This is a genomic window from Streptomyces syringium (assembly GCF_017876625.1).
Lineage (GTDB): Bacteria > Actinomycetota > Actinomycetes > Streptomycetales > Streptomycetaceae > Streptomyces > Streptomyces syringius.
This window is the reverse complement of sequence record NZ_JAGIOH010000001.1, coordinates 3,291,369-3,312,335: the sequence shown is the minus strand read 5'-3', so window position 1 is coordinate 3,312,335 and position 20,967 is coordinate 3,291,369. Positions and strand designations below refer to the sequence as shown.

Annotated in this window: 16 protein-coding genes; 8 read left to right on the top strand and 8 right to left on the bottom strand. The window is 72.8% G+C overall.

The features are described 5' to 3' along the window. Positions 1-124: 124 nt before the first annotated feature. Entirely contained in the window at positions 125-772 is a 648-nt protein-coding gene (locus tag JO379_RS14535; RefSeq protein WP_209515246.1) for a TetR family transcriptional regulator, read from the bottom strand. 282 nt (positions 773-1,054) lie between these two features. Between JO379_RS14535 and kbpA the strand changes: the two genes are divergently transcribed. Both kbpA and afsK read left to right on the top strand, forming a co-directional pair. Then, complete coding sequence (gene kbpA, locus JO379_RS14530) at positions 1,055-1,855, top strand: AfsK-binding protein KbpA (RefSeq protein WP_130879068.1); 801 nt, start codon at positions 1,055-1,057, stop codon at positions 1,853-1,855. Positions 1,856-2,091: 236 nt separating this feature from the next. Further along, on the top strand, positions 2,092-4,632 hold the full coding sequence (gene afsK, locus JO379_RS14525; protein WP_130879215.1) for a protein serine/threonine kinase AfsK: 2,541 nt from the start codon (positions 2,092-2,094) through the stop codon (positions 4,630-4,632). An 82-nt stretch (positions 4,633-4,714) separates the two neighbouring features. Here afsK and JO379_RS14520 read toward each other — a convergent pair whose 3' ends face one another. From JO379_RS14520 to JO379_RS14505, 4 genes are all read right to left on the bottom strand, one after another. Further along, on the bottom strand, positions 4,715-5,419 hold the full coding sequence (locus JO379_RS14520; protein WP_209515244.1) for a hypothetical protein: 705 nt from the start codon (positions 5,417-5,419) through the stop codon (positions 4,715-4,717). 65 nt (positions 5,420-5,484) lie between these two features. Continuing rightward, positions 5,485-6,252 carry an enoyl-CoA hydratase/isomerase family protein gene (locus tag JO379_RS14515; RefSeq protein ID WP_209515241.1) on the bottom strand — a complete coding sequence of 256 codons (768 nt, stop codon included), beginning with the start codon at positions 6,250-6,252 and terminating at the stop codon, positions 5,485-5,487. Continuing rightward, on the bottom strand, positions 6,249-6,713 hold the full coding sequence (locus tag JO379_RS14510) for a Zn-ribbon domain-containing OB-fold protein (protein WP_130879070.1): 465 nt from the start codon (positions 6,711-6,713) through the stop codon (positions 6,249-6,251). The genes JO379_RS14515 and JO379_RS14510 overlap by 4 nt, the downstream gene beginning before the upstream one ends. 6 nt (positions 6,714-6,719) lie before the next feature. Then, complete coding sequence (locus JO379_RS14505; protein WP_209515239.1) at positions 6,720-7,871, bottom strand: lipid-transfer protein; 1,152 nt, start codon at positions 7,869-7,871, stop codon at positions 6,720-6,722. Positions 7,872-8,024: 153 nt separating this feature from the next. On the opposite strand from JO379_RS14505, the gene JO379_RS14500 reads away from it, so the two are divergent. Next, positions 8,025-9,719, top strand: coding sequence for a FadD3 family acyl-CoA ligase (locus tag JO379_RS14500; protein ID WP_130879072.1), 1,695 nt, complete (start codon positions 8,025-8,027; stop codon positions 9,717-9,719). A gap of 332 nt (positions 9,720-10,051) precedes the next feature. On the opposite strand, the gene JO379_RS14495 is transcribed toward JO379_RS14500, so the two are convergent. From JO379_RS14495 to afsR, 3 genes are all read right to left on the bottom strand, one after another. Continuing rightward, positions 10,052-10,270 (bottom strand): hypothetical protein, encoded by a 219-nt coding sequence (locus JO379_RS14495; RefSeq protein WP_130879073.1) that lies wholly within the window; start codon positions 10,268-10,270, stop codon positions 10,052-10,054. 478 nt (positions 10,271-10,748) lie between these two features. Continuing rightward, a complete protein-coding gene (locus tag JO379_RS14490) occupies positions 10,749-10,910 on the bottom strand; it encodes a hypothetical protein (protein ID WP_165451572.1) in 162 nt (53 codons plus the stop codon). A 453-nt stretch (positions 10,911-11,363) separates the two neighbouring features. Then, entirely contained in the window at positions 11,364-14,327 is a 2,964-nt protein-coding gene (afsR, locus tag JO379_RS14485) for an SARP-family global regulator AfsR (protein WP_505016574.1), read from the bottom strand. Positions 14,328-14,449: 122 nt separating this feature from the next. On the opposite strand from afsR, the gene JO379_RS14480 reads away from it, so the two are divergent. The 5 genes from JO379_RS14480 (at position 14,450) to JO379_RS14460 (ending at position 20,866) form a co-directional block, all read left to right on the top strand. Then, positions 14,450-15,679 carry an amidohydrolase family protein gene (locus tag JO379_RS14480; protein ID WP_209515235.1) on the top strand — a complete coding sequence of 410 codons (1,230 nt, stop codon included), beginning with the start codon at positions 14,450-14,452 and terminating at the stop codon, positions 15,677-15,679. 76 nt (positions 15,680-15,755) lie between these two features. Further along, on the top strand, positions 15,756-16,667 hold the full coding sequence (locus JO379_RS14475; protein WP_130879216.1) for a TIGR03619 family F420-dependent LLM class oxidoreductase: 912 nt from the start codon (positions 15,756-15,758) through the stop codon (positions 16,665-16,667). A gap of 190 nt (positions 16,668-16,857) precedes the next feature. Further along, positions 16,858-17,619 (top strand): SDR family NAD(P)-dependent oxidoreductase, encoded by a 762-nt coding sequence (locus tag JO379_RS14470; RefSeq protein ID WP_209515233.1) that lies wholly within the window; start codon positions 16,858-16,860, stop codon positions 17,617-17,619. Positions 17,620-17,738: 119 nt separating this feature from the next. Next, complete coding sequence (locus tag JO379_RS14465; protein ID WP_209515231.1) at positions 17,739-18,866, top strand: LLM class flavin-dependent oxidoreductase; 1,128 nt, start codon at positions 17,739-17,741, stop codon at positions 18,864-18,866. 245 nt (positions 18,867-19,111) lie between these two features. Next, positions 19,112-20,866, top strand: a complete 1,755-nt coding sequence (locus JO379_RS14460) for an N-acyl-D-amino-acid deacylase family protein (protein ID WP_209515229.1) — start codon at positions 19,112-19,114, stop codon at positions 20,864-20,866. The last annotated feature ends 101 nt before the right edge of the window (positions 20,867-20,967 follow it).

Genomic DNA, 20,967 nt, shown 5'->3' with positions numbered 1-20,967 from the left:
GACATCGTGAGCGCTGCGCGGGAGGTGACGTCCGCTGTCGGTTCGCGCCGCGGCGGGCCGCCCGGAGCCGAGCCCCGGGTGGCCCGCCGCTGCGATGACAGGACGTGCGAGGCGCGCTACGGCGCTACTTGGTCGGCTTCTTGCCCGTGATGCCGAGATGGACGAGCAGGGCGAGGTTGGGCTTGAGTTCGGCCTGCTTGACGCCCCAACTCTGGAAGCCCTTCTGGTGCGAGGCCACCGCGGCGAGCATCGCGACGAGCGAACCGGCGACGGCCGCCGGGCTGACGTCCTTGTCCACCTTGCCCTTGGACTGGAGTTCCTTGACCGAGTCCGTGAGGGAGTTGGTGACGGCGTTGAGGATCTTCATGCGGATCTTGTAGAACCGCTTGTCGCCTTCGGCCGCTCCCAGATCGATGACGCGCAGGATGGCGTCGTGCTTGCGCCAGAAGCCGAGGAAGCCGTCGACGAGTTCTTCGGCGGCCTGCCAGCCGGACCTGCCGACCCACGAACGCCCGGCGACGAGTTCGGTGAGGGTCGCGCCCTCCTTCGCCATCTCCTCGGCGATCTCGAGGACGGCGCCCTCGACGTCGGGGAAGTACTGGTAGAAGGTCGCGGGAGAAGTGCCGGCCTTACGGGCGACGTCGATGACCTTGACGTCGCGATAGGGCGAGGAGCTGAGCATTTCGCTGAGGCAGTCGAGCAGCTTCTGCCGCGTCGCCTGTCCGCGTCGTCCGGCCACCCGGCCGTCGACGGTGCGTACTTGTCCTGTCATGCCGTCAGCTTACCGAGGGGTGATCGGAGCGCGATTCGGCCGCATGCAAATGGGGGCGGGGGGCGGAGACCGGGTGTACCCGCTGATCAGGGGGGTTGTGGGGGTCACGGGGAAGGCCGGAGCGGATTGGCCCGTACCGGTGAATCCTCTTATCAACAGGCTGTGGACAACGCCGTCGAGCGGCACCGCCCCGCGGTTATCCACAGGCCGCGCGGGATCCATGATCCCCCTATAGCGTGGCAGTCGTAACACCTCGGGAACGGGCATGGAAGGAGCCGACCCATGAGCACGGACTCGGACGCATTCCCGGAAGGCATGCCGTGCTGGGCGGACGTCACTCTGCCGGACCTCGAAGCGGGCAAGCGCTTCTACGGTGAGCTCCTCGGCTGGACCTTCGACGTCGGCACCGCCCGGTTCGGCTACTACACGCAGGCCTCCCGTGACGGGAAGAAGGTCGCGGCCCTGGTGCCCAAGACCGACGGCCGGATGCCGACGGCCTGGGGGGTCTACTTCGCCGCGTCCGACGCGGTGGCCACGGCCGGCCGGATCGAGGCCGCGGGCGGCCGGATCATCGTCGGGCCGATGGGCATAGCCGACTTCGGCAGGATGGTGGTGGCCGCGGACCCGGACGGCGCGGTCTTCGGCGTCTGGCAGGCGGGCAGCCACCACGGCTTCGAGCTCCGCGGGGAGCCCGGTTCCTACGGCTGGACCGAGGTGTACACCCGCGACCCGAAGGCGGTCGACGCCTTCTACGAAGCGGTCTTCGGCTTCACCTCGACGGATCTGAGCGAAGAGGCGGGCATGGAGTTCGCCATGTGGACACCCGCCGGGAAACCGGCCGCCTCGGAGCATGCTGTAGGGGGCCGGGCCGTCCTCGACGACAGCTTCCCGGCGGAGATGCCCGCGCACTTCCGGACGTACTTCGTGGTCGACGGCTGCGACGCGGCGGCGCACGCGGCGGTCGGCCTGGGCGGGCGGATACTGCGCGAGCCGCAGGACACGCCCTACGGACGCTTCGCCGTGCTGGCCGACGACCAAGGGGCGAGCTTCGCCGTCATCGACCTCTCACAGGTGCAGGGATAGCGGAGCGACGGCCCACGGGCCGGTGCGAAGAGCGGGGACGGGAGCGACCGGGACAAGGGGGAGGGTGCGGGACGGGACGTTCCGCATGTGGTGGAGACACGACGAAGCGTGCCCCGGGTTCGCAACCGTGGCCTTCGCCAGGAAGAATCAGGTTGCGTACCCCGGGATAATTCGCGGTGATGCGCTGCACGGGGCTGGAACCCTTCAAGCCCCCACGGGGAGGTGGCAGGCCAGTGGTGGAGCAGCTTACGCAGCACGACCCGAGACGGATCGGCCCGTTCGAGGTGCTCGGCCGACTCGGTGCCGGCGGCATGGGGCTGGTCTATCTCGCCCGCTCGGCGTCCGGCCGACGGGTCGCGATCAAGACGGTGCGCACGGAGCTCGCGGAGGACCAGCTCTTCCGGGTGCGCTTCACCCGTGAGGTGGAGGCGGCCCGCGCGGTCAGCGGCTTCTACACCGCCGCCGTCGTCGACGCCGACCCACGGGCGGCCGTGCCATGGCTGGCCACCGCATACGTGCCCGCTCCTTCGCTCGAGGAAATAATCAATGAGTGCGGGCCGCTCCCGGCCCAGGCGGTGCGCTGGCTGGCGGCCGGGGTCGCGGAGGCGCTCCAGTCCATCCACGGCGCGGGGCTCGTGCACCGCGACCTCAAGCCGTCGAATGTGCTGGTCGTGGAAGACGGGCCGCGGGTCATCGACTTCGGAATCGCCTCCGGGGTGTCCAACACCCGGCTCACGATGACCAACGTGGCGGTCGGCACCCCCGCGTACATGTCACCCGAGCAGGCGCGGGACTCCCGGAGCGTGACGGGCGCCAGCGACGTCTTCTCGCTGGGCTCGACGCTGGTCTTCGCGGCCACCGGGCATGCGCCCTTCCACGGCGCGAACCCGGTGGAGACCGTCTTCATGCTGCTCCGCGAGGGCCCCGACCTCGGCGGGCTGCCGGACGAGCTGCGCCCCCTCATCGACTCGTGCATGCAGATGACGGCCGAGCACCGGCCGAGCCCCGCGGACCTGCAGTCGCAGCTGGCCCCGCACCTCTTCGCCTCCGGCGGCGGTGACGACAGCGGCACCGCGTCGGCCTGGCTGCCGGACAACGCCGTCTCCCTGATCGAGCAGCGCCGGGCCGGGCACCGGCCCGCCGCGGCGGGCGCGGGAGCCAGAGGCGCCAGGAGCCGTCCCAGCGCCCCGCCGCGGCCCCCGCAGCCGCCGACCCCGGCGCCCGGCCCCGCCGCGTCCTACGACCCGCAGGGCGGACACGCGCGGAGCGGCCCGGGCTGGGGCGACGGGCACGCGGCCGGCGCCGGTGCCGTCGGCGCCGCCTCCGGCCGGTCCGGCATGGTCGGCGCGCGTGACCCGCGCGGTGGCCTGGGCGGCCCGCACGTGGCCGCCGCCGGACCCGTCGGCGCGCAGGGCCGGCACGCCGCCGCGCCCGTCGCGTCCGGCCCCGACGGTGCCGTACGGCTCCCCGGCTCGCAGGTGCCGATCGGTCCCGGCCCCCGGGTCGCCGACGCCCGCGAGCCGCACGCCCAGACGGGCACCGGGCCCGCGACCGGCTGGGTGCGTCCCCCGGCCGGGGCGCCCGCCGCCGTGCCCGTGCAGAATCCGGCCCCCACGCCGGACGCCGGAGCGAACACCCAGGGCGAGCAGGGGCGTTGGCGGCCCTGGCGGTTCCGGATGTCCAACGACGTCTGGGGCACCCCGACGGTCGCCGGCGACCTGCTGTACGTCACGTCCTTCGAGGTGCACGCCCTCGATGTGGCCAGCGGCCGACGGCAGTTCAAGACCCGGGACGTCGCCTGGGCGATGGCCGTCGCGGACGGCCGCATCCACGCCTCGGACGGGCCGACGCTGTACGCACTGGACGCCACCGACGGTGCCGAGCACTGGCGGCTCGCGACCGACGGCTGGGTCTACTCCCTCAAGGCCGACCGCGGGACGATCGTCACCGGTACGCGCGGCGGGGGCGTGCAGGCCTGGGAAGCCGCCAACGGCGAACTGCTGTGGGAGGCGGGCGGTCTCCAGACCGACTTCGAGACGCCCGACTGCGGGCCGTTCGTGCAGGACGGCACGGTGTACGTGTGGGCCGACGCCCGTCTGAAGGCCCTTGAGGCCCGTACGGGCGCGGAGCGCTGGTCGTATCCGATCGGCGACGCCGCCTCGTGCGGTGGCGTGCCGGTGCGCTTGCTGGCGGCCCCGGACGGGGTCGTGTACGTCGCGGCCGGTACGCGCGTGCTCGCCATCGACGTGGCCCGCGGGGACGTGCGCTGGCGGTTCGAGGCGCCGGCGGTCTTCCTCAGTCCGCCCGCCTTCGCGCCCGGGCCCGCGGTGACGGGCGGCGGTGTCTACATCGCCGACTACCTGGGCACCGTGTACGCCCTGGACGCGGCGACCGGCCGGGACCGCTGGCGCATCGCGACGGAGGCCCGCCAGTCGACGGAGCCGGTGCTCGTGGCGGCAGGATCCGTGCACCTGGGCAGCGGCGGGGCGCTCTACACCCTGGACGCCGTCACCGGCACGCCCAAGTGGCGCTTCGCCGCCGGCGGCGATGTCGTGGGCGCCCCGGTCGTCGCCGACGGCCGGGTCCACTTCGGCTCCGCCGACCACTGTCTGTACACGGTCGACGCGGCGGGTGGCCAGCTCCGCTGGAAGCTGGCGACGGGCGGCGAGATCACGGGCTCGCCGGTGGCGACGGGCGGCGTGGTCTACGCGTGCAGCAAGGACCGCTGTGTCTACGCCCTGGACGCGGCCAAGGGCACGGGTCTGTCCCGCCGCTGAGACCGACGTGGCCGACCGGGCCCGCCACGCGCCCGCCGCCAGGACGTCATCGGGTGTCCGGACGGCGGTCGGGACGGGCACGTCACCGGGTCTCGGGAGGCGGTGCGGGCCACGGAGGCGGGGTGGCCGACGGCGGGGAGGGGAGAGGCTGGGTGTCGTAGGGCTCCTGCGGGTCGTCGTAGGGTCCGGGCACGCCGCGCGTGCTGCTCGGGTCGCTGCTCGGGTCGCTGTACGGGTCGTACGCGCGGAGTGGCCGCTCGGAAACCGGGTCGTACGCGCCGAGTGGTGGCTCGGGAGCCACGTCGTACGCGACGGGCGGCGGCTCGGGAATCGGGGCGGGTGCGAAGGCGTCGGCGTGGCGGGGACGGCGGCCGGGCATGACGAGGGCGGCCAGGAGCAGCGCGGCACCGCCGACGGCGGCCGTGGCCACGCCGGTGTTCAGCCCCTCGCCGCGGGCCCCCACCGTGAGGGAGCCCGCCGCCTGGCCCTGTCGGACTGCCCACAGCACTGTGAGGGCGATGATCACCAGGCCCGTCAGGCCGACGAGCAGCCGTGACCGCAGCACCAGTCCCATGAGCGTCACGAGTGCCGTGATCAGCATCGGTGCGAAGAGCGAGCCGGCCAACCGCGCGTGGTCCCCGGTGACACCGTCGGCGCGGAAGAGGTCCACGACGAGGTAGTCCTTCCCCCGCCGGTCGCCGTACCAGGGGCGGAATGGACTCCAGACGACGGCCACCACGCCGGCGAGCGCCACCAGGGAACCGATCGCGTTGCGCAACGTCGCCATGACACGACGCTACGTCCGTGCCGTGGCCCCCGCCATCCGCGGCGCCGCCGGTGACCGTCCGCCGCTCAGCGCAGGCGGTACTCCCGGTCACGGGCGGCGAACAGCCCCGCCTGGCGGTCCGGCGGCAGATTGCCCAGGGAGATCAGGTGCGGTGCCAGGGCGAGCGCCCGTTCGCGTGCGGCCTCCTGCGCCGCCCACACGGCACGCACGGTGCCCTGCACCGCCTCGGTCGGGTAGGACGCGATGACGGCGGCGGCGCGCAGGGCCGCGGTGACGGCCCCGCCGGGCGGGGTCAGCTCGGATACCAGCCCGATCTCGTACGCGCGACGTGCGGAAAGCCGCTCCGCGGTGCCCATCAGCGCCAGCCGGGCCGCTTCGCCGAAGGGCATGCGCTGGGCCATGAAGAGCGATTCGTAGGCGCTGACCATGCCGTACGAGGTGTGCGGGTCGAAGAAGGTGGCGTTCTCCGACGCCACGATGAACTCGGCCTCGCCCAGCAGGTAGAACGCTCCGCCGCAGGCCATGCCGCCGACCGCGGCGACGACCGGCTTCCACAGGTCGGCGGCCTTGGGGCCGACCGTCAGCAGCGGGTCGTCCAGGCTGTACGGGGAGGCCGGCTGCGGGACGTGGGCCGCGCGGTCGAGGCCCGTGCAGAACGCGCGGTCCCCGGCGCCGGTGAGCACGACAGCCCGCACGGTGTCGTCGCGGCGGAGGTCGCGCCACAGGGCGCTCAGCCGGGCGGCCGTCGCGAGGTCGATGGCGTTGTGCCGCTCGGGCCGGTCGAGGGTCACGAGGGTGACGCCGTCCCCGGCGGCTTCCGTGCGCACCGTCACGGTCGCTCCAACAGCCAGCGGGGCACCCGGACGCCCTCCGCCAGCTCGGTGAAGGCCACGACGACGGGGGCGCCGATGCGCAGCCGGGCCGGGTCGACGGAGTCGAGCGCCGCGTCGGGGGCGGCCACCAGATTGCCGACGAGGCGGATGCGCGGGTCGTCGGCCAGCTCGACGACGATCACGTTGTACGGGGCCTGCTCGGCGTAGGGGGGCAGCAGGGGCGGGTGGGGGCGGACGAACGACCAGATGCGGCCGCGGCCGCTCGTCACACGCCACTCGCTGTCGAACGACTGGCAGCGCGGGCAGCAGGGGCGGGGCGGGAAACGCGGCTCGTGGCACCCGGCGCAGCACTGAACGCGCAGTTCACCGCGGGCGGCGAACTCCCAGAAGGGCGCGCCGTCCTCGTCCGGCACGGGCAGCAGCGGACCGTTGTCAGTGGTGCCCTTCATGATGGAGGACATGAGCACTCAACTCCTCAGCAGAAGTGCCGAAGTGGGGACTCCCTCGCCTGCCGTGACCAGGCACGTCGTGGCGTCGGGGACCTGCGCGGTGGAGCTGCCGCGGAGTTGTCGGACGCCCTCGTTGATGAGGTTGAAGCCATGGACGTAGGCCTCGCTGAGCCCGCCGCCCGCCGTGTTGATCGGGAGCCGGCCGCCGATTTCGAGCGCACCTCCTTCGGAGAAGGCCGCGCCCTCTCCGCGCCGGCAGAAGCCGTAGCCCTCCAGGGAGAGCGGTATGAGCGGGGTGAAGGCGTCATAGATCTGTGCGACGTCCACGTGCTGCGGGCCGAAGTCGGCGTGCTTCCACAGGTGGCGGGCGGCGGTCCAGGAGGGGCCGGTCAGCGGGTCGTCGGTCCAGTAGTTGACCATGCCGTGGTGCTGGGATGGCAGGCCCTGGGCCGCGGCATGGACGTACACGGGGCGGTGGCGGCAGTCGCGGGCGCGTTGCGCGGAGACGACCACGCAGGCCAGGGCGCCGTCCGTCTCCAGGCAGTTGTCGAAAAGGCACAGCGGTTCGCTGATCCAGCGCGAGCCCATGTACATCTCGCGGGTCAGCGGTCGCTCGTACATCATCGCCGCCGGGTTCTGGTTGGCACGGTTGCGGCAGGCCAGGGCGACGTTGAAGAGATGGTCGCGGGTGGCGCCGTACTCGTGCATATAGCGGCGGGCGAGCATCGCGATCTCGTCGGCGGGTCTCAGCAGCCCGTACGGCCGGGTCCACTGGCCCGGGGTGGGCAGCTGGGTCCGGGTGTTGCGCCACGGCCGCGGGCCGGAGCCGCGCTTGCGGGAGCGCCAGGCGACGCCGACGGTCGCCTGTCCGGTGGAGACGGCGAGGGCCAGATGCGCGATGGTCGCGCAGGAGCCGCCGCCTCCGTAGCCGACCTGGGAGAAGAAGGTGACGTCGCCCGCCCCGATGGCCTTGGCGATCTCGACCTCGGCGGTCTCCTCCATCGTGTAGGAGGCGAAGGCGTCGACCTCGGAGGGGTGGATGCCCGCGTCATCGAGCGCGGCGACGATCGCGCGGCAGGCCAAGGTCTTTTCAGAGGCGTCGAGTTGTCTGGCGAAGGGGGTCTGTCCTATGCCGACGATCGCAGTAGCGTCCTTGAGCGTTGCCGCCATCGCCACCTCCGTGCTGTCGGTGTGCACATTGCTGACAGCGCGGAAGGGTATCGCTAATCTGACGATGAGTCAGCTATGGGGCCGGGTGGCCGGCCGGTCGGGCCGCCGCCCGCCCGAGGGGCCGCCCCGGTCGGTACCGGGGGAGGGCATGCGATGCGCGGCGATCTGGAATTCACCTCCATACCCCTGCTGGTCCGCACGGCCGCCCGGCGGTACGCCGACCGGGAGGCCGTGGTCGAGGGCAGGACCCGGCTCAGCTACCGGCGGCTCGGGGAGCGCGTCGAGCGGGCGGCCGCCGCGTGCCTCGCCGCCGGAGTCGAGCGGGGCGACCGCGTCGCGATCTGGGCCCCCAACACCCTGGACTGGATCGTCTCCGCCCTGGGCGCCGTCACGGCCGGCGCGGTCCTCGTCCCCGTCAATACGCGCTTCAAGGGCGCCGAGGCGGCTCAGGTGCTGGCGCGCACCCGCTCCCGGCTGCTGTTCATCACCGGCACCTTCCTCGGCACCTCCTACGTCGCCGCACTGCGCGCTGCCGCCGGTGGCCCGACGGAGGGCGGGAAGGGCGGCCCGCTCGCCGGTCTGCCGCAGCTGCGCGATGTCGTCGTCCTGGCCGAGGACGCGCCGGCGGACTTCCGCACCTGGAAGGACTTTCTCGCCGCGGGCGGGGCGGTACCCGGTTCCGTCGTACGGGCCCGGGCCGACGCCATCGCGCCGGAGGACCCCTCCGACATCATCTTCACGTCCGGCACCACGGGCGAGCCCAAGGGCGCGGTCGTCACCCACGCGCAGACGCTGCGGACCTTCGGCGTCTGGAGCGAGCTGGCCGGGCTGGTGGAAGGGGACCGCTATCTGATTGCCAACCCCTTCTTCCACACCTTCGGTTACAAGGCGGGCATCATCGCGAGCCTCATGCGCGGCGCGACGATGGTCCCCCAGCCGGTCTTCACGGCCGACGCGGTGCTGGCCAACATCGCGGCCGAGCGCATCTCCGTGCTGCCCGGCCCGCCCACCCTGTACCAGTCACTGCTGGACCATCCGGCCCGGCGGGTACACGACCTGTCGCCCCTGCGGCTGGTGGTGACGGGAGCGGCCGTCGTGCCCCGCCGCCTGGTCGACCGGTTGCGTGCCGAGCTGAGGGTCACGACCGTGCTGACCGCCTACGGCATGAGCGAGGCGACCGGTGTGGTGACGATGTGCCGGCGCGGCGACCCGGCCGAGGTCGTCGCCGGGACGTCGGGCCGGGCCATCCCGGACACCGAGATCAAGGTGGTGGGGCCCGACGGTGCGGCGCTGCCGACCGGTGAGCCCGGCGAGATCCTGGTGCGGGGATACCAGGTCATGAGCGGTTACTTCGAGGATCCGCAAGCCACCGCTCAAGCCATCGACTCCGACGGCTGGCTCCACACCGGCGACATCGGCGTCCTGGACGCCGAGGGCAACCTCCGGGTCACCGACCGGCTCAAGGACATGTTCATCGTCGGCGGCTTCAATGTGTACCCGGCCGAGGTCGAGCAGTCGCTGGCCCGGCACCCGCGGATCGCGGAGGTCGCCGTCGTGGGGATCCCCGACGAGCGCCTCGGCGAGGTGGGCAAGGCGTTCGCGGTGCTACGCGACGACGGCGTCCTGCCGCAGGCGTCGGACGGGGTGCCCGGGGAGGGCCTCACGGCCGATGCGTTGATCGCCTGGGCCCGTCGGCAGATGGCCAATTACAAGGTCCCCCGCGAGGTCGAATTCGTCACCGGGCTGCCGCGCAACGCCTCGGGGAAGATCCTCAAGAGGCAGTTGCGGGAGCGCGGCGGGCCCACGGGAGCGGCACAGGCACCGGAAGGCCCGGGCACAGGCGCGTAGCGGGCCCTTGGCCGGATATCGCGCCCGTTGAAGGGCCCCCGCCGGGGCGCCTGTGGTGGCACTCGCCCCGGCTTCAAGGCGGGGAGGGCAGGAGGGGCGGGAGGGGCGCGGTCGGGCGGACGTACCCCGTCCGGTCCCTGTGCCGACCGGGCGGAGCCGTGGTGTTCCTGACCGGCCGCGCCTCCCGCGGGGCGCGCCCCTTCGCCGATGCCGGGCGCTTCACGCTCCTGCCCGCCCGGAGCGATTGCCCGTCAGGCCGGAACCGCCGGAACCGGACTGGCCGGAACCGGGTCGGCCGGGGGCCTTACCGGATCGACGTGGACGGGCGCGCGTCAGCCCAGTCGGACGTCGGTGGTGTGGTCGTCGGCGCCCCCGGTGGTGTGGTCGTCCTGCGGGCCGTTGGCCACCGACGACTGCAGGGCCGCCACGCCGCGCCCCTGGGAGGTGGTGTGGTCGTCGGCCGCGGCCGGCAGGGCGGCGACGGCCACACCGGCCGCCGCGAGGGCGAATATGGCGAGGGCCTTCTTGGTGCGGGTCATCGTGCGCGTCATGGTGACTCCTCTGCTGGGGGTGGCTGTGCACTTCTCAGTGAACGTATCGGCGGGGAAACGGGCATACGCGGTTTTGGGCCGGAAAGCACTGCCTCCGGGCCCGGTTGGGCAGCGGACCGCAGGGCGGCCCACGAGATCGTGGCTGCGCGGCGTACGGGCGTGGGCGGTGTGATGGGCACCGGCTCACGTACGCCCGTACGCCGCGTGGGCGACAACGCCGCAGGGGCCCGCGTCGACGGCTCCCCCTCCGTGCCGTCGACGCCGGCCCCTGTCGGTCCCCCGTTATGTGTCCCCCCGGTGGACCTCGTTCCCCCGTGTTCCCCCGTGTTTCCCCCGTGGTCCACCGGGAGGGACTGCTGATCGGCCGGGAGTTCCGCATGCCCCCCCGGGTCGGGATTCCCGACCGATCGGATGCGCTCGATCGGACGCGTTCACGATCACGCGCTCTACGATCACGCGTTCACGATCACGCGCTCGATCAGAAAGGCTTCTCGGTCGTGGCGTGGTCGTCCTGCACCACGAACGGAGGCTTACCCGTCGCATGATCGTCCAGCGGTGCGGCGATCGTGCCGCCGGTGGCGTGGTCGTCCTGCGGTGTGGCTATGACGGGCTTGAGCGTCTTCTTCTTGTCGTCGCTCATGGCGATCAACTCCGATGGTCAGTGCGAGTCGTTTGGTGTGATGGGGATTGCGTAACCCGCCCGGCGACTCCCCCGAGGACCGCCGGACGGGCATAAGGGCTGTTCACCCTAGAGGTGAGGCCTCACCTACGACCCGCCTGCCCCCCGACGCGACGGATCGACAGGGATAAGACTGGCGTGCCGCGATAAACGATCGATGAACGGCCACGTGAAAGGGTTTTGGCGGGGGTCGTACGGCTGCGGACGGCCTCCGGACCGGCTGCGGCACGGCCGGAAACGCCGCCGAAAGGCCCCCGAAAACCAGGCGTCGCGCTCCCGACACGCCCCTGCAATGCGCCTGGTGCGCCCCACAACCTTCACATGCGGCCGACAGGACTCCGCCTACGGACATCACCACCGGTGGCGCGCCCGGCGTGAAACGGGACGCCTCCCGCCGCCGGCAGCGGCACCGCCCTACGCGGCGGCCGCAGGAGCCAATAACCCTCGCACGTCCGCCGCTTCCGACGAGCCGAGCTGCTCGAAGATGGCCAGCGCTTCCGCCCAGCAGGCGTGGGCGCGCCCCGGCTGGCCCAGGGCGTCGAGGCAGCGGCCGAGGACGGTCAGCACGTTGCCGCGCCGCCATTCCCCGCCGATGCCGCGCAGCTGCGCCAGGGCCTGCTCCGCGTGGGCCGCCGCCTGGGCGGGTTTGCGGACGGCGAAGTACAGCTCGGCCATCCGGAAGAGCGTCATGCCCTCCCACAGCCGCTGCCGGTTGTCCCGGAAGACCGGCAGGGCCTCGGTGAGCTGCGCCAGGGCCTCGTCGTGCCGCCCGGCGCGGGTCAGGGCCACTCCGTAGGCGTAGAGGCCGTTGGCGTGCCGCCAGGAGACGTTGATCTCGCGGTAGATGGCCAGTGCCTGCTCCGCGAGGCTGACCGCGGACTGGATGCGGCCCATGTCCAGGTGCGTCCGGGAGAGGTTGCTGAGCGCGCTGGCCTCGCCGGGGAGGTTGCCGTCGGCGCGGAACGCGGCGAGGGCCTGGCCGATGTAGGCCTCGGCGTCCTGGTGGCGGTGCTGGTAGATGGCGATGATGCCGCGGTTGTTCGAGGCGTAGCAGCACGGAATGGGGTCGGCGCAGGCGCGGCCGAGCAGGACGGCGTGCCGGGCCTGCTCGTCGGCCTGGTCGAACCGGCCGGCCAGGCTGTGCACATGGGTGAGCACGGTCCGCGCGCGCCCTTCCGCCCGCCCGTCGCCCGCCGCCTGGGTGGCGGCCAGCAGGGCCGTCGCGGCCTGCTCGTACTGGCGGGAGTCGGCGCCCGACTCGGCGAGGTCCTTGGCGGCCAGCAGCAGGTCCACGGCGCGGCGCAGGGTGAGGCCTGCGGTGTTCGCGTGCTGCCGTACGCAGGCGAGCAGACAGCCCGCCTCGGCGAAGAGCCAGTCGCTCGCCGCGCCCCGGTCGGTGAACGTCAGGCCCGGGTGCGTGGTGGGTGTGAGGTGGGCGAGGAGCTGGTCGCCGGGGCGTTCGAGGACGTACACGCCGGCCGCCGTGGCCAGGTAGAAGTCGAGCAGGCGGGACATCGCGGCGTCCCGTTCGGCGGGCGGCTGCTCATCGCGCTCGGCGCATGCACGCGCGTAGAGGCGCAGGAGGTCGTGGTAGCGGTAGCGGCCCGGGGCCGCGGACTCCAGGAGCGAGGTGTCGACCAGCGATTCCAGCAGTTCCTCGGTGTCGTCGGGGTCGAGGTCGAGCACGGCGGCCGCGGCGGCGAGCGAGAAGTCGGGGCCGTCGGCGAGGCCGAGGAGGCGGAAGGCGCGGGCCTGGGCGGGCTCCAGCTGGCCGTAGCCGAGCTCGAAGGTGGCCTTGACGGCGAGGTCGCCGGCCCGGAGCTCGTCGAGGCGGCGGCGCTCGTCACCGAGCTTGCGGGCGAGGACGGACACGGTCCAGGTGCGGCGGGCGGCCAGCCGGGAGGCGGCGATGCGGATGGCGAGCGGCAGGAAACCGCAGGCGGCGACGACGTCCATGGCGGCGTCGCGCTCGGCGCCCACGCGCTCGGTGCCGACGATGCGGGTGAAGAGGACGAGTGCTTCCTCGGGGCTCATCACATCGAGGTCGACGAGGTGGGCGCCGGCGAGGTCGACCATGCGGGAGCGGCTGGTGACGAGCGCCGCGCAGCCCTCGGTGCCCGGCAGCAGCGGGCGGACCTGGGCGGCGTCGCGGGCGTTGTCCAGCAGGGTCAGCACCCGGCGGCCGTCGAGGGTGGAGCGGAAGAGCGCGGACCGCTCCTCGACACCGTCCGGAATGCCGGAGTCGGGGATTCCGAGGGCCCGCAGGAAGGAGCCCAGCACGGCTTCCGGCTCGGCGACCACGGGCCCGGTGCCCTGGAGGTCCACATACAGCTGGCCGTCCGGGAAGTGATGGCGGGCGGCGTGGGCGACGTGCACCGCCAGCGTCGTCTTGCCGACGCCGCCGATGCCCGCGACCGCGGAGACCGCCATGACGCGGCCCTCGGCGGTGGCCAGCTGGTCGCTCAGCTCGTGGACGAACGCGGTGCGTCCGGTGAAGTCGGAGACGGTCGCCGGGAGCTGGGCGGGGCGCACGAAGGTGGGTCCGGCGGTGGGGCGGTCGTCCGCGCTGAAGTGGATGGTGAGGTCGGCGTCGGCCTGGAGGATGCGCTGCTGGAGTTCGGAGAGCTCGGCACAGGGGTCGACGCCCAGCTCGTCGGCGAGCAGCCGGCGGGTGTCGGCGTAGACGGCGAGGGCCTCGGCCTGGCGGCCGCTGCGGTAGAGGGCGAGCATCAAGAGCTCGCGCAGCCGCTCGCGCAGCGGGTGCGCGGCGGTCAGGGCGGTCAGCTCGGAGACGGCCTCGGCGTGACAGCCGACCTCGAGGTCCAGGTCGAGGCGGGTCTCCAGCAGGCTCAGGCGCCACTCCTCCAGCCGGGTGCGCTGGGTGTCGGCGTACGGGCCGGACAGGCCCGCGAGCGGCTCGCCGTCCCAGACGTCGAGCGCGTCGCTGATGAGCCGGCGGGCGCCGCAGCGGTCGCCGGCGGCGCGGGCCTTCTCGGCCTCGCCGGCGAGGCGCTCGGCCGTGTCGATGTCGAGGCCGCCCGGGCCCACGCGTATCGCGTAGCCGCCGGACTCGCTGACCAGGGCGTCGGCGTCGGGGCCGAACGCCTTGCGCAGCCGGGAGGCGTACGTCCGCAGGGCGGCGAGGGCGGCGTGCGGGGGTTCCTCGCCCCAGAGGGCGTCGACGAGTTCGGGCGCGGTGGCGGTGCGGCCGCCGCGCAGCAGCAGCGCCGCGAGGAGCGCCCGCTGCTGGGGTGACCCGCTGTGCAGCAGTTCGTCGCCGCGCCAGGCGCGGACGGGCCCGAGCACGGTGAAGCGCAGCTGCTGCCCGTGCCCTGTGTCGCCGGCCATTGTGACCCCCTGTGTCCTGCTCGGTCGCACCGGCCAGTCTGCCTTGTTCGGGGCCTCTACGTCAGCAGGGGTCCGGCCTCTCCACAAGGCCTGCCAAGGACCACCTCACCACATAGCTGACGACCCGTCAGTTCAGCGCTACCGTGTCGGCCATGGAGAGCTTCCCGAAGATAATCTCGGTGGACGACCACACGGTCGAGCCCCCCAACGTCTGGCGGGACCGACTTCCGACGAAATTCCACGACGTCGGACCCCGGATCGTACGGGCGCCGCTGAAGGAGATGACCTTCGTGGGCGGCAGGTTCGCGCCGAAGATGGGCGCGCCCGGGGACGACGGTCCGGTGGCGGACTGGTGGGTCTATGAGGATTTGCACCGTCCTCTCACTCGGCTTGATACCGCCGTCGGATACTCCAGGGATGACATCAGGCTCGAAGGAATCACCTACGAGCAGATGCGGCCGGGCTCCTACAGCGTGCCGGAGCGGCTGGCCGACATGGACGTCAACCACGTGCAGTCGGCGCTCTGCTTTCCCACCTTTCCGCGCTTTTGCGGGCAGACCTTCACCGAGGCGCGCGACCGCGAACTGGGGCTGCTGGGCGTACGGGCCTACAACGACTGGATGGTCGAGGAGTGGTGCGGCCCCCAGGCGCACGGCCGGCTGATCCCGCTCACGCTCGTACCGCTGTGGGACGCGGAGCTGGCCGCCGAGGAGGTGCGCCGTAACGCCGCGCGCGGGGTGCGGGCCGTCTGTTTCTCCGAGATACCGCCGCACCTGGGGCTGCCGTCCGTCCACACCGACGCCTGGGACCCGTTCCTGCGCGCCTGCGACGAGACCGGGACCGTCATCGCCATGCACATCGGGTCCTCCTCGCGCATGCCGTCGACCTCCGCCGACGCACCGCCCGCGGTGGGTTCGACCATCACCTTCGCCAACTGCTGCTTCTCGATGACCGACTGGCTGATGTCGGGCAAGTTCGACCGTTTCCCGAACCTCCGGATCATGTACGCCGAGGGCCAGATCGGCTGGATCCCGTACATCCTCGAGCGCGCGGACGTGGTCTGGGAGGAGAACCGGGGCTGGGGCGGTGTCGCCGACAAGGTGCTCCGCCCGCCGTCCGAGCTGTTCGCCGAGCACGTGTACGGCTGCTTCTTCGACGACGCCTTCGGCCTGCGCAACCTCGACGCCATCGGGGAGGGGAACGTGCTGTACGAGACCGACTACCCGCACTCCGACTCCACCTGGCCCAGGTCGAAGGAGATCGGCGAGGAGCAGATGGGGCATCTGGCGCCCGGGGTGGTCGAGCGCATCGTGCGGGGTAACGCCATCGACCTGCTCGGGCTCACCCCGGACGGACTGTGGGCGGGAGCGGGCCGTGCCTGACCCGGCGCCGCCGGGCGGGGAACGCGGCCCCCGCCACGGGCTGCGCGTCCTGCCGCCGGACCGCTTGTCGTACGGCATGCAGCTGCCCGTCCAGTCGCAGAGCACCCTCTACGCCGAGCCCTGGGAGGCCGCCGCCGGGCCCGCCGAGCTGCTGGAGATCGCCCGGAGCGCCGACCGGCTCGGGTTCGCCTACCTCGCGACCTGTGATCACGTGGCCGTCCCCGTACGCCTCGCCGCCACCATGGGCACCGTCTGGTACGACCCCGTGGCCACCCTCGCCTTCCTCGCCGCCGTCACCGAGCGGACCCTGCTGATGAGCCATGTGGCCGTCGCCGGGCTGCGGCACCCGCTGATCACCGCGAAGCAGTACGCGACGGTGGACCGGCTCTCGGGAGGGCGGCTGGTCCTCGGGGTCGGCGCGGGTCATGTGGAGGAGGAGTTCGCGGCGCTGGGCGCGGACTTCGGGCGGCGCGGGGCGGTCCTGGACGAGACGATCGACGCGCTGAAGGCGGCGCTGGGCCCGGGGGAGTTCCCCGAGTTCCACGGCGAGCGGTTCTCCTTCCACGGCCTCGGCCAGGCCCCGCGGCCGGCCCGGACGCCCCGGCCACCGCTGTGGGTGGGCGGCTCCTCCGCCGCCGCCCTGCGCCGGGCGGCGCTCAGGGGCGACGGCTGGCTGTCACAGGGCGACCGCCGCGATCAGCTGCCGAGCCGCGTGGCCCGGCTGCGGCGGCTGCGCGCGGAGGCCGGGAAGGACGGGCCCTTCGCGATCGGGGCCATCACCGAGCCGCTGTACGTGGGCACGCCCGGCTGGGACACCGGCCCGCGCACGCTGACCGGGCGGCCGGAGGCGCTCGCGGAGTCGCTGCGCGCCTACCGGGCGATCGGCGCGGACCAGATCCAGGTGCGGTTTCGCTGCCGCGACCTGCCTGAACTCCTCGATCAGATGGCGGGCTTCGCGGATGCGGTGGCTCCGTATCTCGACCACTAGGGCGTGTCCGGTGGATCCTGCCGGGCCGGACCGTGGGCACCTCCGCTGCGCGGTGGTGTCCTCAAGCGCCGGACGGGCTGGTTTTGGCTGGCCTCAGCTGAATCAGACCGGTCCGGCGATGTGAGGACGCCGCCGCAGGCGGTGGACGAAACGGCGGGTGAGCCGTCGACCAGGACCGAAGGGGGACGTCATGGGCAAGCTGGACGGCCGCGTCGTGCTCATCACCGGCGCGGCGCGGGGACAGGGCGAGTGGGAAGCGCGGCTCTTCGCGGCCGAAGGGGCGAAGGTGATCCTCGCCGACGTCCTGGACGACGCGGGCACGGCCGTGGCGAAGGACCTGGGGGAGTGCGCCCGCTACGTCCACCTCGACGTGGGTGACGAGGCGGACTGGGCGGCGGCCGTCGCCCTCGCGAAGGAGGCCTTCGGCGGGCTGGACGGGCTGGTCAACAACGCCGGCATCCTGCGCCACAGCGAGCTGGAGCGGACCTCCCTCGCCGAGTACCAGGAGGTCGTCCGGGTCAACCAGATCGGCCCGTTCCTGGGGATGCGGACCGCGGCGCCCGAGCTGGCGGCGGCGGGCGGCGGGACGATCGTCAACACCGCCTCGTACGTGGCCCTGGCGGGCATGGCCACCCTCACCGCCTACGCGGCGACCAAGGCCGCCGTCGTCGCGATGACCCGGGTGGCGGCGCTGGAGCTGGCGGGCCGGGGCATCCGGGTCAACGCGCTGTGCCCGGGCGGGGTCGACACCCCGATGACGAACCCGGGCGGTGACGCGGGAGCGGGGCTGGACGAGATCTTCCGCAAGCTGGTGCCGCTGGGACGGCTCGGGCGGCCGGAGGAGATGGCGCGGGCGGCGCTGTTCCTGACGTCGGACGACTCCTCCTACCTCACCGGACAGCCGGTCGTCATCGACGGCGGATGGCTGGCGGGGGTGCCGCTCCCCTCATGACGCCAGCCCGCCCCAAAGCCCGCCCTGGGCCCCGTCCGGCCGTCTTGACGCCCTCTGCCACCGGTGCCAGAGTCTGCGTACCTGACGATGCGTCAGAATTACAGGGACGGTGAACCTCCGTGGAATTCGGGATCTTTGTGCAGGGATATGTGCCGGCGAGCCGTGCGGCGGCCGACCCCGGGGCCGAGCACCACGCGTTGATGGAGGAGACCGAGTACGTCATCCAGGCGGACGCGTCGGGCTTCAAATACGCCTGGGCCTCCGAGCACCACTTCCTCGACGAGTACTCGCACCTCTCCGCCAACGACGTCTTCCTCGGCTACCTCGCGCACGCGACCGAGCGCATCCACCTCGGCTCGGGGATCTTCAACCCCCTGCCGCAGGTCAACCACCCCGCCAAGGTCGCCGAGAAGGTCGCCATGCTCGACCACCTCTCGGGCGGGCGCTTCGAATTCGGGTCCGGGCGGGGCGCGGGCAGCCACGAGATCCTCGGGTTCCTGCCGGGCATCACCGACATGAACCACACCAAGGAGATCTGGGAAGAGACCATCGCCGAGTTCCCCAAGATGTGGCTCCAGGAGGAGTACGAGGGCTTCCAGGGCACCCACTGGTCCCTGCCCGCCCGCAAGATCCTGCCGAAGCCGTACGGGCCCTCCCACCCGGCGATGTGGTACGCCGCCGGGTCGCCGTCCTCGTACGCCATGGCGGGGCGCAAGGGGCTGGGCGTGCTGGGCTTCAGCGTGCAGAAGGTCTCCGACATGGAGTGGGTCGTCGAGTCGTACAAGACGGCGGTCGAGCAGGCGGAGGCCGTCGGGGCCTTCGTCAACGACAACGTGATGGTGACCTCGACCGCGATCTGCGCGGAGACGCACGCCAAGGCCGTCGAGATCGCGGTGAGCGGCGGGCTGAACTACCTCCAGTCGCTGCTCTTCCGCTACCACGACACCTTCCCCCGGCCCGACGGCATCCCCGAGTGGCCGGAGCTGCTGCCCGAGTACACCGAGGAGATCATCGAGCTGCTCATCGCGGAGGAGCTGATGATCTGCGGTGACCCCGACGAGGTCTTCCGCCAGTGCAAGCGCTGGGAACAGGCCGGCGCGGACCAGCTGTCGTTCGGGCTGCCGATCGGGGTGCCGTACGAGCACACCATGGAGACCATCCGGCTGATCGGGGAGCACGTCATCCCGAAGATCGACACGGATCCCGTGCACCGCACGACGCGCTTCCGTCAGGCCGCCGGATCCTGAGCGGGCGCCCACCCGCACCGGGGCGGCGCCTCCCGGGCCGCCGCCCCGGCCCTTCCCGGCACGCGCGCGTGCCCCACGCCCGCGCACCGGAAACCGCCCCGGCCACCGGGAAACCACCCCGCTCACCGGAAACCGTCCGCCGCCCTTCTTGCTACGCGCGCGTGCCCCACGCCCGCACACCGCCCGGCCCTTCTCGCCCGCTGACCGTCGGCAGCCTCCGCCCCGGACCGCAGAGAGGACCCACCATGCTCGACCACCTGATCCGGCGCGCCACCGTCGTCGACGGCACCGGGGCACCCCCGTTCGTCGCGGACGTCGGCATCGAGGACGGACGGATCGCGGTGGTCGGCACGACGGCGGTGGTCGGCGGGCGGGTGAACCGCCGGGCGCGGACCGAGGAGGACGCGCGAGGGCTCGTCCTCGCACCGGGGTTCATCGACCCGCACACCCACTACGACGCACAGCTCTTCTGGGACCCCTACGCCACCCCGTCCATGAGCCACGGCGTCACCACCGTCGTCGGCGGCAACTGCGGCTTCACCCTCGCCCCGCTCCACCCCGGCCGCCCCGCGGACGCCGACTACACCCGGCGGATGATGAGCAAGGTCGAGGGCATGTCGCTGACGGCCCTGGAGGAGGGCGCGCCCTGGACCTGGTCGTCCTTCGGCGAGTACCTCGACGCGCTGGACGGCCGGATAGCCGTCAACGCCGGGTTCATGGTGGGGCACTGCGCGCTGCGCCGGCATGTGATGGGCCCCGCGGCCGTGGGCGGCAGGCCCGACGCGCAGCAGTCGAAGCAGCTGCTCACCCTGCTCCACGAGGCGATGGACGCGGGTGCCTGGGGGCTCTCCACGACCCAGTCGAGCACCCACACCGACGGTGACGGCCGGCCCGTGGCCTCCCGGCACGCGCTGCCCGAGGAGCTGCTCGCGCTGTCCCGGGCCGTCGGCGAGCACGAGGGCACCCAGATCGAGGCCATCGTCGCCGGGTGCCTGGACCGGTTCGCGGACGAGGAGATCGACCTCCTGGTGGGGATGACGGCCACCGCCGGCCGCCCGTTGAACTGGAACGTCCTCACCATCGACGCCGCCGTTCCCGAGCGCGTGCCGCGCCAGCTCGCCGCGAGTGCGCGGGCCCGCGCGGCGGGCGGCCGGATCGTCGCGCTGACCATGCCGATCCTGACCCCCATGAACATGTCGCTCGGCACCTTCTGCGCCCTGAACCTCATCCCCGGCTGGGGCGAGACCCTGGCCCTGCCCGTGCCGCGGCGCATCGCCCGCCTGCGCGAGGCGTCCGTCCGGGCGGAGCTGCTGCGGTGCGCGCACAGCGAGGAGGCCGGGGTCTTCCGGCGGCTGACCGACTTCGGGCGGTACGTGATCGGCGATACCTACGCGAAGGAGAACGAGGGCCTGACCGGCCGGGTCGTGCGCGACATCGCCGCCGAGCGCGGCACGGACCCCTTCACGTGCCTGGTCGACATCTGCGCCGCCGACGAGCTGCGCACGGTCCTGTGGCCGATGCCGACGGACAACGACCCCGCCAGCTGGGAGCTGCGGCGGCGCACCTGGGAGCACGAGGACGTGCTGCTCGGCGGCTCGGACGCGGGGGCGCACCTGGACCGGATGTGCGGGGCGCCGTACACGACGCGCTTCCTCGGGGACTGTCTGCGCGGCCGGAAGCTGGTGCCCCTGGAGCGGGCCGTGCGGATGCTGACGGACGACCCGGCGCGGCTGTTCGGGCTGCGCGGCCGCGGCCGGATCGCGCGGGGCTGGCACGCGGACCTCGTGCTCTTCGACCCGGACCGGATCGACGCGGGCCCGGCCACGCTCGTCCACGACCTGCCGGGGGACGGCCCCCGGCTGGACGCCCGGGCGCGCGGGGTGGTCAGCGTCCGCGTGAACGGCGTCGAGACGGTCCGGCACGACGTGACGACCGGCGCGGTGCCCGGGGTGGTGCTGCGGTCGGGACGGGACACGGAGACGGTGGGGACCACCCACTGAGACGGCCGGGGCCCGCGCACCGGGCACGGGAAATTTTTGAACCAGGACAAAAGGTGCGGCGCTGCGGTTCCCGCAATCCGGTCACTCCACGTTTATCCCTT